Here is a 13,492-nt window from a genome sequence, read left to right as displayed (position 1 = left end):
ATTCTTTCCAAGCTACTGGTCGCGAACAATTTCCGCCACTACGCGGCAGGCACCCCGCGACATGACCTGACCCATCAGATAATAACAGGCCGGTCCGGCGCAAGTACGAAGTCACGGATTTGCGACGAATTTGAAACCACCTTCCCACAACGGGGCCGATGGCGCAAATCGCCACGTCACTCTGATCGCCCGAAACAGCTCCAGATGATCTGTCGGGCAACCGGCGGCGGATAATACGTCGGAAAGCGCATGAATCTCAAGACCAGCGACAGATAAAGGCTGATCTTGCCAACACAAAAGCGGCAATGATGCCAATGCCAGACGGGGGCGATTGGCCCAAAACGGCACGGTTCGTGCCAGCCTTTGGCGAAAAACGCGCTTGTGAAACGGGTCACACGCACCAAGTGGCACAATGGAAAACCCGTCGCGATCTTCCGGCAATCCCCCGTTTTCAGGGATTTCCAGGCAAAGCTGGAACCGGTTATCCCAGGATGTCGGCGCATTGATCACAACCGGGCACGCCGTGTGGGGCATGCGGCCAAATTCGCGGTAAACCAGAATATGATTTTCGCGCCGATGGATCACACATCCGCCCAGACTTTGCCGTACAGCCTGCCTTTCGCCCATCAAATCCAGACATCGCACAATCGAGTCCCGCGCCGGAGCATAATGACCGCCCCCCACCACGCGCAAAATATGCCCCATGCCATATAAAACGGCATCCCGTTTGACTGTCGATACCGAACCCTCACAATGCGCGACGGTATTGATCAAGGCCGCGCTGTCAATCCGGGCAACACCATCGGCTTCAATGGCAACATGGCGCGCCAGAAAACGCCCGGTTTCACCTTCCACATCGCATCGCACGCGCGCCAACCCGGCAAGATCATTCTGCCCCCCGGCACCGTCAGGCAATTGCAGATGTTGCCGAATACGAACACGTTCAAAGGCACGATTGCGGTTTGACGGATCCGTAATCCAGGCCTGGCCCGCCTGATCACCGCGCGCCCCCGCAACAGGGCGCCTACCCGCCGGCATGACAGCCTGCAACGTCGCCTCGATATCGCGCCGTGATACGGGTAAAAGCGGCCGCAAAATGCGGCAATGGGGCAACATCCTTCGGGCCGACATCCCCGCCCGCCCCACCGGGCCGCTATCGTGACTTTGGCGCATGGCAACGGTCTCCAACTGGTCGTTCAAATGATGCGCGACCAGAACATGCAAAATACCGCGGTCGCGCGCCAGGCCGTCAATCAGACGATAGCGCGCCGCACGGGCCATTTCCTGCACCGCGGCACCCGATTTCGCGCCGTTCCAGCGCAATGTCACATGTTCGATGCCATATTGGGCCAATTGGCCCGCAACCCAGCGGGCCTCGTCGGCAGCCTCAGTCCGCAAACCATGATCCACCGTCACGGCCAGCACCTGTCCCGCGCGTTCGGCACACCATTGCTGCGCCAGAATGGCAAGCGCCATGCTGTCCGCCCCGCCTGACACCGCCACCAGCAAACGCGGCCTGTCCTCGAACGGCCCAAAAGAAGCCATCAGGGCGGAAAAAGAAGCGGCGTCCAGGGGAACCCCGCTGGACGCCGCACGACCGGATTGGTGATTGCACATGATGTGACCAATCGCCTTTTACTTGCAGTTACGGTTTTTCTTTTCCTGACGCGCACGATCAAGAATAACGCTAGACGCGTTTTTGAAATTGCTCAGAAGATGATCATAGGTCAGGCAGGCATCATCGGTTTTACCCAGATTGGCCAGCGACATACCCAGTTTCAAAAGATTATCTGCCGCTTTCGGGCTGTCGGGATAATTTTGGAAACCTTCGGTAAAGGCCAGCGATGCCTGGTCATAATTGCCGCGCACATAAAAGGTTTCGCCCAGCCAGTATTGCGCATTGCCCGCCAGCGGATCTTTCGGATGGGCTTTGACAAAGGCACGCAAGGCGGCTTCGGCCTCGGGGAATTTTTGCTGGCGCAACAGGCCAAAGGCATAACGATACTGATCCTGCGGCGAACCGGCAGGCAAGACACCATCTCCACCACCGGACGACGCCGTGGCACCGGCGGCCGCACCTGCTTCTGGCGCACCGGAATTCGCGCCGTTCTGCGGACCGGACGGAATATTGGGGGCCTCACCCTCGTTACGAATCACACCAAACAGGCGCGTGCCGTTTTTATCAAGCGGCTCTCCGTTGGCGGCACCACCAAGATTGCCCGCAGCACCGGCATTATCCGAACCCGCATTTGCCGCACCGGCACCAACAGCAGCACCAGAACCGCTCGCCCCTGCGCCGTTCTCATTCCCGGCCGGTGCCATCCCGCCAGACATACCACCAGATGCCCCGCCCGACTTGCCTTCAAGCTGGCTTAGCCGGAAATCAACATCGGAAATCAGCCGGTCAAGGCGGTCCGACATCTGTCGCACCTTGTATCCCTGTTCTTCGATCTGGCCGGTAAGCTGGGTGATCTGGGCTTGTAAATTATCGATCTGCACCTGTTGGCGCGCGGCGGCAGGTGTGCTGTTGTCAACCGCCCCGGCACCGCTGGCCCCGGCCCCATCCGCGGGCGGCCCTTCGCGATAAACATATCGCTGCAACAGATCAAGATCCTTGCGCAATTGTTCGACCTGCCGGGTCAGCGACGCATCCTGGGCCTGTGCCGGCGCAACCATGCCAAATGTCAGAAAACCCAAAATCACCAGACTGCCCATCCGGGTCACAAGCGATGCGCGCTTTTGCAGTGCACCAGGCCAGGCCACCCGGGCCTCATGCCGGGAGGGCATGGAAACGCATTGGATCTTGGCGGGTTCTGGTCGGATCATGTCCCGGTCCTTTTTGGTCAACTTCAATCACATGCGACAGATTTCAAACAAAAATCGTTGCGCTGTCAAACGGCAAAAATAAGGCGCCTGCCCCGAAACCGGGACAGGCGCCTGAAATCAAACCGGTTTTCAAACCGGGGCGCGATTAACGGACAACCGTTACAGCGCGACGGTTTTTGGCCCAGCTGGCTTCGTCATGGCCCAGAGCAACCGGGCGTTCCTTGCCATAGGAAATGGTTTCGATGCGGGACGGATCAACGCCCAGCGCAATCAGATAATCCTTGGCGGAATTTGCACGGCGTTCACCCAGTGCAAGGTTGTATTCGCGCGTGCCGCGTTCGTCGGTGTGGCCTTCAACCAGAACCGTATATTGCGGATATTTCTTCAGCCATGCAGCCTGGAGTTCCAGGGTGCGACGGGCTTCCGGCGACAGGTCATACTGGTCGTAAGCGAAGAAGACGCGATCGCCAACATTGACCGCAAACCATTCCGGGCTGCTTTCGGAAAGCGTGCTGGAAGTGGTGGTATCTGCGGGCTGGTTCATTGTAGAGACACCTGCGCCCTGCGAGGTCGCCGAGCTGTCCGGTGCAGTTTCACAAGCGGCCAAAAGAGCGGCAGCAGCAAAAACACTCAGAATCCGAAGTTTCATTTAAGTTTTCCCCTTAACACCGGACGCATTCGCCCGAGTTGGTTTTTACCATGTCTCGCGACACCATCACATGCACGTTTAAAAAACGAATCGCATACGGTGTTTCGCGATGACTATACAATTGAGAAATCAGGGAATCAAGGGCGACCATGCCGGATCCGACCCATCCGCCGGTGTAACGATCTCGCGCTCGTTATAACCGGTAAGATCAATCGAAAACAGGCGGTATCGGTCCTTGGTTCCATCCTTGGACGGGATCTGGCGATCAAACATCAAAACCCGGCCGTTTGGTGCCCATGTCGGGGCCTCGACGAGGTACCCGTTGGCCAGCAGCCGTTCACCACTGCCATCTGGCCGCATGACACCAATATAGAACTGACCTCCCTGCGTCTTCGTGAAGGCAATCAGGTCGCCACGTGGAGACCAGACCGGGGTTGAATAAAGCCCCCCCCCGAAACTGATCCGTTGCACGCCACTTCCATCTGCATTCATCACGTAAAGTTGTTGTGCGCCACTGCGGTCCGAGTTGAAAACAATCCGCGATCCATCGGGCGAATAGGAAGGCGATGTATCAACCGCGGGGTGCCGCGTCAACTGGCGCTTTTCGCGGGTGCGTAAATCCAGCGAGTAAATTTCGCTATTGCCATCCAGTGCCTGGCTCATGATCACCGAATTGCCATCTGGTGAAAATCTCGGGGCGAACGTCATCCCCGGGAAATCCCCCAGCAGTTCCAGCTCTCCGGTATCAATATCCAGAACATAAACCCGTGGTTTGTCGTTGAAATACGACATATAGACCACTTCCTGGGCGGTTGGCGAAAAACGCGGGCTTAGAACAAGAAACTTGCCATCGGTCAGGAAACGGTGGTTAGCCCCATCCTGGTCCATAATAGCCAGCCGCTTGACCCGCTGTCTCGCCGGTCCCGATTCGGAGACATAAACGATGCGGGTATCGAAATACCCGGACTCACCGGTTATGCGTTTATAGATCTCGTCGGCAATCTTGTGGGCGATCCGCCGCCAGTTGCCCGGCTGCGTGCGATACGCAACACCGGCCATCTGGTTTTCGGCCAAAACATCCCACAACCGAAATTCCACCCGCAGTAACCCGTTTGCCTCGGTCAGGACCCGGCCATTGACCAGGGCCTGGGCGCCAATTGTACGCCACTCGGCAAAGTTGGGATTGACCGCCAGCGAACTGGCGCTCTGGATAAAGGCCTTTTCATCAATCGTTTTGAAAAGACCCGAGCGCGCCAGATCGTTGTTGATCACATTTGTAATATTCTGCCCGACATCGGTTTCCGAAACGCCCTCGCCAGCGAACCTTGTCACAGCGATCGGCATCGGTTTCACTTCACCGCGTGTAATATCCACACGCAATTCGGCGCGCGCCGGGGCGGCTGTAATAACTGTCAAGCCAACAGCAACGGCAAGGGCACACAGGCCAGCCAGCCCGCGTACACGCCAGTGTCGTTTAAAAGCCTTGGTCTTGCTTGTCATTCTGCCTCGCTTTTCTCCACGCGTTTTCAAAAGGATAGCTCGTTAACCCGTCAATTCACGCGTGTCAAAACTGAGCGTGAATTTGCGCTACAATTGTTTTTTATCCAGCGGCACTTTCAAAGGTCAGCAATGCGATTTTAGCAGATCATTTCATGCAGATTTCGCTATGCAGCATTTTCCAAAAGTGCCACCCGTTCTCGTCCGATTCCTGTCTTTCTTCAACGGCTTGCCAGTATCGTGACCGCGTTTTCAAAGCAGAGCCGACGTTAAAAAACAAAAATCGGCAATCATTCCGGCAAAAATACGGTGAAATCGTCACAATTCCCCGAATATTTGCCAATCCCCCCTATAAACCCAACATCTCCCGCATGTTAAAGGTCATGACGACTGTATTCCACAGGTCATATTTATTCGCCGGCAGCTTCAGCGGGCTGCAAGCCGGGTTCAAAACCGCCCGCAATGCACTTTCAGCAACTGTCCGTTTTGACGGATCATTGCCAATTTCATTGCGATTGGCGATTTCGGCATAGCGTACCGTCCGATCCGGATTAACCTGAATATTCAGATAAACCACAAAATCGGCATCCTTGGAGCCCACCGGCGGGTTCCAGCACTGCGCAATCTGACGTTTCAGCGCATCAAGCTCGCTCATGGTCAAACGATCCGACAGGCGGGTTGCCGTCTGTTCACTCGATGCGTCCTTTGCCGGTTTCTGATCGGGCTGTTCGGGGACCGGTTCCGACTTTGCCTCCGTCTTGCGAACATCTTTCAAAATATCGGCAAGGGTTCGCTGCGGCTCTTCCTTTTTCTTCGGCTCGGGCTTTGGCTCCGGTTTCTTTTCCGGTTTGGGTTCCGGTTTCGGCTCAGGCTTGGGTTTTGGCTCCGGCTTTTTTGCCGGTTCCGGTTTCTTTTCCGGCTTGGGTTCGGGCTTCGGCTCGGGTTTCTTTTCTTGCGGCTTTGGCTTGGGCTTTAATTCGCCCGCATCACTTTCAGGCACGGGGGCAGCTTCCGGGGCCTTTTTAACCTCGGGTTTCGGCTTGGGTTCGGGCTTTGGCTCCGGTTTCGGCTCGGGCTTGGGTTCCGGTTTGGGAACGGGTTTAGGCTCCGGCTTTGGCTCGGGTTTAGGTTCCGGCTTCGGCTGGGGTTTTGGCTCGGGCGCGGGTGTCGGTTTTTCCTTTTGCACCGGCTTGGCCGCCGGTTTGGTATCGGGCTTGGGCAGCGGCGGTGCCTTTTTCTGGGCGGCGGCAAATTCATCCACCGTCACCACATCCACCGATACCGACTGCATTTCCAGCGGTTCGGGTTTAAACAAATCAGGCAAGCCGAAATAGGCGATCAGCAATATCGCCACATGTACCGCCAGTGAAATCAGCACATTCCGCAGCATGACCGCTTATTTGCCCTTTTCCGGCAGGTCGGCAATCAGGGCAACCTTGCTGAAACCTGCCTCGTTGATACGCCCCATCAAATCCATGACCTGGCCATAGTCCACTGCCTTGTCACCCTTCACAAAGATACGGGTATCCTGCTTGTTTTCGGTAATGGCGCGCAGTTTCGCCACCAGGTCATCCCGGTTTACCTCACTATCCATCAAATAAATATCGCCATCCTTGGTCAGGGACACCACCAGGGGTTCATCCTGCCCGGTCATCTGGGTGGCGCTGGCCTTGGGCAGGTCAACATCAACCCCTGCCGTAATCAGGGGGGCCGTCACCATGAAAATCACAAGGAGCACCAGCATCACGTCAACCATCGGGGTGACGTTGATGTCGCTCATGGCGCGACGATTACCGCGCCCCCGACGACCACGGCGACGCCCGCCGCCGGAATTTCCAGAAGCTAGTTGTGCGCCCATAAATTAATCCCGTTTTTCATCAAGCTGGCGCGAAAGGATCGAACTGAATTCGTCAACAAAGGCTTCCAGCCGGTTGCCATAACGGTTCAGATCGCTTGAGATTTTGTTATAGGCGACAACAGCCGGGATCGCGGCAACAAGGCCAATGGCCGTTGCAAACAGGGCCTCGGCAATACCGGGTGCCACCACCGCAAGCGAGGTGTTTTTGGACGCCGCGATTGACTGGAACGACGCCATAATGCCCCACACCGTGCCAAACAGCCCGACAAACGGTGCTGTCGAGCCGACAGAGGCCAGAAAGGTCATGTATTTTTCAACACTGTCCATTTCCCGACCCAGGGTGACTTCCATCGCCCGTTCAAGGCGCTGCTGCAGGCGCGCGCGCATGGTTTCGCCGTGAACACCGCGCGCATTGGACCTGCGCCATTCGCGCATGGCCGAGACAAATATCGCCGCCATCGGGTCTTTGGGCCGGTCGGCAATGCGATCATACAGGTCTTCAAGCGACCCGCCCGACCAGAAAGCCTCTTCAAACTGGTTGGCCTGGGCGCGCAATTTGCGCAAGCGAAAGACTTTTTCAAAGACAATTGCCCACACCCAGACGGATGACAGCAAAAGACCGATCATGATCACCTTGACGACCAGACCGGCCTGGACAAACAGCCCCCACATCGACATGTCATGCGCCATCACCGACTGGCCAAGCGACACGGCATCGACAACCTGATTTTCCATCGTTTCTTTAGCCCTCGTTCACATCCAGATAGTCACTGAACACATTTCTTACTTCATCCGGCAGGCGTTGCGCCTTGAAGGTTTCAAGCGACATGCAGGCCAGAACGATATCGATCACGACCAGTTCCTCGCCATCACGCATGATTTTTTGCTCAAACCCCAGTGACGCACCGCCCATTCGGATCAATCGACTTTCCACAGTCAACCGGTCCTCAAGCCGCGCAGCCCGACGGAAATCGACGGTACAATGTCGAACCGCTATGGCAACTTTGTGGCGTTCGGCAATGTTTCTATTGGAAAAACCCAATAAATTCACCATTGACGTCCGGCCACGCTCGGCAAAGGCAAGGTATTGCGCGTGATACACAATTCCACCGGCATCGGTATCCTCATAAAACACGCAAAACGGGTAGATGTGGCGTTTTCCGTCAATGGTTCCCAAAAGCGCGTCGCTCATGCGTCACCTTCGTCATTTGAATTTTTCAGGGCTTCGCTTTCAAACAGGTCCGACATGGGCACACCGGCCTGACTGCGGGGCGGCGTCAATCCAAGATGGTTAAACCCCTTAACACCCAGCATTCGCCCGCGCGGCGTTCGCTGAATCAGCCCCTGCTGCAACAAATAGGGTTCGATCACATCCTCGATGGTATCGCGTTCTTCCGAAAGAGCTGCCGCCAGCGTATCCACGCCCACCGGCCCGCCGCCATAATTGCTGGCAATACAAGTCAGATACCGGCGGTCCTGGCTATCAAGACCCAGATTATCAACTTCCAGCCGCGTCAAGGCCGCATCGGCAATAAAGGCATTGACCGGCGACTTGCCGGCAACGACGGCAAAGTCTCTTACCCGGCGTAACAAACGCCCGGCAATGCGCGGCGTTCCCCTTGACCGGCGGGCAATTTCCATTGCGCCATCGCGGGTCATGTCAAAATTAAGCAGCTTTGCCCCACGCGCGACAATATCAACCAGTTCTTCCGGCTCGTAAAACCGCAATCGCAGCGGAATGCCAAAACGGTCACGTAGCGGCGTTGTCAAAAGCCCGGACCTGGTTGTGGCCCCCACCAGGGTAAAGGGTGGCAAATCAATCCGCACGGACCGTGCTGCGGGCCCCTCGCCAATGATCAGGTCAAGCTGGAAATCCTCCATCGCCGGATACAGAATTTCTTCAACCGCCGGGTTGAGACGATGGATTTCGTCAATAAACAGCACATCACGGGGCTGCAAATTGGTCAAAAGGGCCGCAAGGTCCCCCGCCTTGGCAATCACCGGGCCAGAGGTGGCACGAAAACCAACACCCAGTTCGCTGGCGACAATTTGCGACAATGTGGTTTTACCCAGGCCCGGCGGCCCGAAAAACAGCACATGGTCCATTGCCTCTTCGCGCCCACGGGCCGCCTGAATGAACACATCCAGGTTTTCGCGCACTTCTTTCTGGCCGGTAAAATCATCCAGCCTGCGCGGGCGCAAAGACCCTTCCTGGCGGTCTTCGGCGTTGCGTTCCCCACTGAGCAGGCGGTCATTTTCCTCGTTCACGCGCTAAGCTCCTTCAGGCCCAAGCGGATCAGGGTATCCAGGTTTCGGTTTTCGCCTGCATTTTGTGCGGCCTTGCCCACCGCCCCAAAGGCCTCGGAGCGGCCATACCCCAAATTCACCAGCGCCGAAACCGCATCGGCCATGATCGCGCCATCATCAATCACCGGCGCTTCGGATGCGGCAGCTTCAACAGGTGCTGCCTTTTTACGGGAGGATTTTGTTTTCGTACCGGCTGTTTCCGCAACAGGTGCAGCCGCAGGCGCAACCGCCGGTGCCGCAACCGGGCCCAAATTCAGTTTGGCGGCCTTGTCTTTCAATTCGCCAACAATGCGGGTTGCTACCTTGGCCCCCACACCGGGTGCCCGGCACAGCGCCGTCGTATCCTGGGATGCCAGCGCACGCAAAAGATCGGTCGGAGACAAAACCGACAAAATGGCAAGGCCGACCTTGGCCCCAACCCCCTGAACGGTTGTTAACAGGGCAAACCATTGTTTTTCGGTGTTGTCGGCAAAGCCATAAAGATGAATATGATCTTCGCGCACATGGGTTTCGATGATCAAACCGGCATCCCCGCCGACGGGCGGCATCAAGGAGAGTGTCCGGCGCGAGGCAAAAACCAGATAGCCCACACCATTCACATCAATAATGACATGATCTTCGCCGATAAAATCGACAATGCCGCGCAATTTGGCGATCATCGCGCCGAGCCCCCATTCTGGTTGTGATACCGGTTCATCATGGCACGGGTTCCTGCATGCTGGGCATGGCAAATTGCCACCGCCAGCGCATCTGCCGCATCGGGACCGGCAATTTGACAGCCCGGCAACAGGGTTGAAACCATCATTTCCACCTGCTGTTTGGCCGCATGTCCGGCCCCGACCACCGTCTTTTTAACAGCATTGGGTGTATATTCCGTAACCGGAATGCCCAATCGTGCCGGTGCCAGCAGGGCTGCCCCGCGCGCCTGCCCCAGTTTCAGGGTCGAAACCGGGTTTTTATTAACGAAGGTTTCTTCAATTGCGGCTTCATCGGGCGACCATTCATTAATAATGTCGGTCAGGCCGGAAAAAAGCTGCACCAGCCGTTCGGCCAGCGAAAGCGACTGGGTGGAACTGACAACGCCATTGGCAACATGGCGCATATGATTGTCATGAAGGTCAATCACACCCCATCCGGTGCGCTGAAGACCGGGATCAATGCCAAGAACCCTGACCACGTGACAATCACCTGTTGTTATTTTCAGGAAACGGGCCAGCGGCCCAAATAAAATACGCCCGTCATTCAAAGCAAAATGACGGGCGCAGGCAAGATCAGTTATCCAGGGCCGCGACGATTTCGTCGGTCCATTCAACATTGGTCCAGACATTCTGGACATCATCATTGTCTTCAAGCACATCAACAAGTTTCATGATGCTTTGTGCCTGATCTACCGAAATTTCCGCTGTTGTCACCGGACGGAAAACCAGCTTGGCACTTTCCGGGTCGCCAAAGGTTTCGGTCAGGGCCTCGCGAACCGCGTTCAAATCCTCGATTTCGGTTTCGATCACGTGGTTTTCATCGTCCGATTCCACATTGGCAGCACCGGCTTCAAGGGCTGCTTCAAAAATGGTATCGGCATCGCCCTTGTCGGCGGGGTACACGATTTCGCCGATACGGTTGAACATAAAGCCCACCGAACCGGTTTCGCCCAGGTTGCCGCCATGTTTGGTAAAGGCCGCGCGCACTTCGGAGGCCGTACGGTTGCGGTTATCGGTCAGGGCTTCGACGATCACAGCGACACCGGCCGTCCCGTAACCTTCGTAACGGACTTCTTCAAAGTTATCGCCTTCGCCCGCACCCTGCGCCTTTTTAATGGCGCGGTCGATATTGTCCTTGGGCATATTCTGCCCGCGGGCAGCCGCAATCGCGGCGCGCAAACGCGGATTGCTGTTGATGTCTTCGCTGATCTTTGCCGAAACCGTGATTTCACGGGCAAGTTTGGTAAAAATCTTGGCGCGCTTTTTGTCCTGCGCGCCCTTGCGGTGCATGATGTTTTTAAACTGGGAATGACCGGCCATAACCTGAAACCTGTATTCTTGAACTATGTTATCGATCTGGTGCCGCCCGGGCCCCGATCAGACCAGGGCAGATACATATCGTATCCGTAACCCGTCCGACATTATGAAAAACTGTCTTGCATTCGCAGCCGTCAGACTGCCGAGGCATCCTGCAGGCGAACGCGACGCACGCTCCTATAACGTGTTTGCGCGCCAAGGTCCAGCGGTCGCACGCACAACCTCAACGCAAACCGCCAATTTCAGCCTGAACAGTACATTCATGCCGATATTGTGCGTCTGGCGAAACAACCTGCTTTTTATGTGTCAAACCCGGCTTGGCTATTGCAGAGCACGGCAGAATGCAACAATATCGTCAGAAGAAAAAACACAACAAATTAATATTGTCGGGTTTGAGCCTCCACACAGGCGTCAAACAAGGGGAAGAGCGAATTAACGGAAACCTTAATAAAGGTCCGTGCCTCTTAAAACCGGTGAAAAGGAACGCCGGTACAACAAAAAGGTAGGACAGAATGGGAAAAAAAACAGGGAACCCGAAACGGCCAAAAAATGCGAATAAAAAACCTGGTGCCGGTCTGGGCGTAAAAGGCAAACTTCTGATTTCCTTTGCCCTGGTCGGCCTGATGGCCGTCGCTGCCGTTGTCGTCGGGGTATTTGCCTTCGGACGTTTTGGCGTCACACTGGCCGATATTACCGAAGAAAAACTGCCCCCGATGTTTGCAGCACAGCAGCTTGCAACGGAAAGTGCGGAAATTGTTGCCATCGCCCCGCGGATCATCGCGGCTGCCAGCCCGAAAGAAGAACAGGCCGTCAAAGACGAACTGGATCAGCGCCTGATCGGGATGAAAGGCAAAATCGACCAATTGCGCGAGGCGGGTCTTGAACCGGAAATTCTTGACCAGATTGACTCCAACCGTGAACAGCTTGAACAAACCCTGACATCTCTGCACGAGGCCACACAGTCGCGTTTTGCGATTTCCACGGAAAAAGCCGACAAAACCCAGGAATTTCAGGAACTCAGCAAACGCTATAGCGACACGCTAAAGCCGTTGCTGTCCTATACACAGAACGATATTTCGCAAGCGCATGCCACGGTTAAACGGCTGCGCGAGGATCCGGTCAATGTCATAACAATGAGCAAGGAAGACCTGCTCAAGGAATATTACAAACTGCACGATGCCGTGCAGACCCGTGCCCCGATCCTCAATATCGAACGTCAGGGTGCAACCGCGACCAATATGATCGTATCGGCCAGCACCGAAACCCAGCCTGTAAAGCTTTCAATCGTTTCCGTTCGTGTGCGCGGCAATTATGCTGATGCCCGCAACCTGATCAACGGCATGGACAACGACAAACTCAAGGCCTTCTATAACAAGCTTATCGACAGTATGGAAAAGCTCTCGGTCGGCGATGAAAGCATCCCGACCCTGCGGAGCAAAGAACTGGAAGCCACAGAAACCGCACAAAAATTTGTTGCCCAAAGTGCCACAGCAGCAGATTCATTGCGTGACAATGTCACAAAGCTGGTTGACGCCCTGCAAAACAAGGTCGATTCATCCGCCGCCAGTGCGGAAACCCTTCAAGAACAAAGCTCGGCCGTGCTTTATGCCGTTGGTATCGTGGCCATCCTGCTCTCGCTTGCCATTTATGTCATTTATGTTCGGGGCAGCCTGCTGCGTCGCCTCGACGGATTGCAAAAAACGATGGTAACGCTGGCCGGCGGCAATCTTGATGTTGCCGTCCCCGTGCGCGGCAATGACGAAATTACCGCAATGGGCCGGGCGGTCGAGGTGTTTAAGGAAAATGCCCTCAAAGTCCGCGACATGCAGGCCGAAGAAGAACGCCTCAACCGGGAGCGCAATGAAAGCCTGCGGGACGAATTGCTGACCCTTGCCGATACCCTGCAGGGCGAAGTGGAAAGTGCGGTTGGCGAAATTGCCGCCCTTGCCGAACAGCTTCAGGGGGTTTCCGGGCAAATGAGCCAAAGCGCGGATCTTGTTTCCACGCAAAGCGAGGATGTCGCCTCCTCGGCCCAGGAAGCGACCGGCAATGTCGAAACCGTTGCCGCCGCCACCGAGGAACTTTCGGCCTCGAATGCCGAAATCAATCGGCAAATGGCCGAATCAACCCGGATCTCCAACGATGCCGCGCAAAAGGCGCGCGAAACCAACGAACTGGTCAACAGCCTGTCGCAGTCGGCCAACCGTATTGGCGAAGTCATCGCCCTGATTACCGACATCGCCGAACAAACCAACCTTCTGGCCCTGAATGCCACCATCGAGGCCGCCCGTGCCGGTGATGCCGGCAAAGGCTTTGCCGTGGTTGCCGCCGAGGTCAAGA

13 protein-coding genes are annotated in these 13,492 nt (G+C 56.0%); 1 reads left to right on the top strand and 12 read right to left on the bottom strand.

What is annotated here, in order from left to right; translation table 11 throughout:
* Positions 1-111: 111 nt before the first annotated feature.
* The 12 genes from tilS to TH25_RS12575 form a co-directional block, all read right to left on the bottom strand.
* Positions 112-1,617: a tRNA lysidine(34) synthetase TilS gene (tilS, locus tag TH25_RS12630; RefSeq protein ID WP_114088792.1), complete on the bottom strand. Its 1,506-nt coding sequence runs from the start codon at positions 1,615-1,617 to the stop codon at positions 112-114.
* Between the two features lie 18 nt (positions 1,618-1,635).
* The gene (gene ybgF, locus TH25_RS12625) at positions 1,636-2,826 is read right to left on the bottom strand and encodes a tol-pal system protein YbgF (RefSeq protein WP_181847601.1); all 1,191 of its coding nucleotides are present in this window, start codon (positions 2,824-2,826) and stop codon (positions 1,636-1,638) included.
* A gap of 145 nt (positions 2,827-2,971) precedes the next feature.
* Positions 2,972-3,475: a peptidoglycan-associated lipoprotein Pal gene (pal, locus tag TH25_RS12620; RefSeq protein ID WP_114088791.1), complete on the bottom strand. Its 504-nt coding sequence runs from the start codon at positions 3,473-3,475 to the stop codon at positions 2,972-2,974.
* A 129-nt stretch (positions 3,476-3,604) separates the two neighbouring features.
* Positions 3,605-4,975 (bottom strand): Tol-Pal system beta propeller repeat protein TolB, encoded by a 1,371-nt coding sequence (tolB, locus tag TH25_RS12615; protein WP_114088790.1) that lies wholly within the window; start codon positions 4,973-4,975, stop codon positions 3,605-3,607.
* A 346-nt stretch (positions 4,976-5,321) separates the two neighbouring features.
* Entirely contained in the window at positions 5,322-6,362 is a 1,041-nt protein-coding gene (locus TH25_RS12610) for an energy transducer TonB (protein ID WP_114088789.1), read from the bottom strand.
* A gap of 6 nt (positions 6,363-6,368) precedes the next feature.
* A complete protein-coding gene (gene tolR, locus TH25_RS12605; RefSeq protein ID WP_114088788.1) occupies positions 6,369-6,830 on the bottom strand; it encodes a protein TolR in 462 nt (153 codons plus the stop codon).
* 3 nt (positions 6,831-6,833) lie between these two features.
* A complete protein-coding gene (tolQ, locus tag TH25_RS12600) occupies positions 6,834-7,565 on the bottom strand; it encodes a protein TolQ (protein ID WP_114088787.1) in 732 nt (243 codons plus the stop codon).
* A 7-nt stretch (positions 7,566-7,572) separates the two neighbouring features.
* The gene (locus tag TH25_RS12595) at positions 7,573-8,022 is read right to left on the bottom strand and encodes a YbgC/FadM family acyl-CoA thioesterase (RefSeq protein WP_114088786.1); all 450 of its coding nucleotides are present in this window, start codon (positions 8,020-8,022) and stop codon (positions 7,573-7,575) included.
* On the bottom strand, positions 8,019-9,098 hold the full coding sequence (ruvB, locus tag TH25_RS12590) for a Holliday junction branch migration DNA helicase RuvB (RefSeq protein WP_114088785.1): 1,080 nt from the start codon (positions 9,096-9,098) through the stop codon (positions 8,019-8,021). The genes TH25_RS12595 and ruvB overlap by 4 nt, the downstream gene beginning before the upstream one ends.
* The gene (ruvA, locus tag TH25_RS12585) at positions 9,095-9,796 is read right to left on the bottom strand and encodes a Holliday junction branch migration protein RuvA (protein WP_114088784.1); all 702 of its coding nucleotides are present in this window, start codon (positions 9,794-9,796) and stop codon (positions 9,095-9,097) included. The genes ruvB and ruvA overlap by 4 nt, the downstream gene beginning before the upstream one ends.
* On the bottom strand, positions 9,793-10,314 hold the full coding sequence (gene ruvC / locus TH25_RS12580) for a crossover junction endodeoxyribonuclease RuvC (RefSeq protein WP_258549141.1): 522 nt from the start codon (positions 10,312-10,314) through the stop codon (positions 9,793-9,795). Before ruvC ends, ruvA begins: the two co-directional genes overlap by 4 nt.
* A 94-nt stretch (positions 10,315-10,408) precedes the next feature.
* The gene (locus TH25_RS12575; protein ID WP_114088782.1) at positions 10,409-11,155 is read right to left on the bottom strand and encodes a YebC/PmpR family DNA-binding transcriptional regulator; all 747 of its coding nucleotides are present in this window, start codon (positions 11,153-11,155) and stop codon (positions 10,409-10,411) included.
* 509 nt (positions 11,156-11,664) lie between these two features.
* Here TH25_RS12575 and TH25_RS24925 point away from each other — a divergent pair.
* Positions 11,665-13,492: methyl-accepting chemotaxis protein (locus TH25_RS24925; protein ID WP_114088781.1), on the top strand; the 1,828-nt coding region annotated here is incomplete at its 3' end.

Source organism: Thalassospira profundimaris (genome assembly GCF_003326755.1).
Taxonomy (GTDB): Bacteria; Pseudomonadota; Alphaproteobacteria; order Rhodospirillales; family Thalassospiraceae; genus Thalassospira; species Thalassospira profundimaris_B.
The sequence above is the reverse complement of the archived record's forward strand: the minus strand, read 5'-3'. Positions and strand labels throughout refer to the sequence as shown.

Excerpts from the sequence above, each read along its gene's own strand:
- pal (WP_114088791.1), bottom strand. The coding sequence starts at position 3,475 with ATGAAACTTCGGATTCTGAGTGTTTTTGCTGCTGCCGCTCTTTTGGCC.
- ruvA (WP_114088784.1), bottom strand. The coding sequence starts at position 9,796 with ATGATCGCCAAATTGCGCGGCATTGTCGATTTTATCGGCGAAGATCAT.
- TH25_RS12610 (WP_114088789.1), bottom strand. The coding sequence starts at position 6,362 with ATGCTGCGGAATGTGCTGATTTCACTGGCGGTACATGTGGCGATATTG.
- tilS (WP_114088792.1), bottom strand. The coding sequence starts at position 1,617 with ATGTGCAATCACCAATCCGGTCGTGCGGCGTCCAGCGGGGTTCCCCTG.
- TH25_RS12575 (WP_114088782.1), bottom strand. The coding sequence starts at position 11,155 with ATGGCCGGTCATTCCCAGTTTAAAAACATCATGCACCGCAAGGGCGCG.
- ybgF (WP_181847601.1), bottom strand. The coding sequence starts at position 2,826 with ATGATCCGACCAGAACCCGCCAAGATCCAATGCGTTTCCATGCCCTCC.
- tolB (WP_114088790.1), bottom strand. The coding sequence starts at position 4,975 with ATGACAAGCAAGACCAAGGCTTTTAAACGACACTGGCGTGTACGCGGG.
- TH25_RS12595 (WP_114088786.1), bottom strand. The coding sequence starts at position 8,022 with ATGAGCGACGCGCTTTTGGGAACCATTGACGGAAAACGCCACATCTAC.
- tolQ (WP_114088787.1), bottom strand. The coding sequence starts at position 7,565 with ATGGAAAATCAGGTTGTCGATGCCGTGTCGCTTGGCCAGTCGGTGATG.
- tolR (WP_114088788.1), bottom strand. The coding sequence starts at position 6,830 with ATGGGCGCACAACTAGCTTCTGGAAATTCCGGCGGCGGGCGTCGCCGT.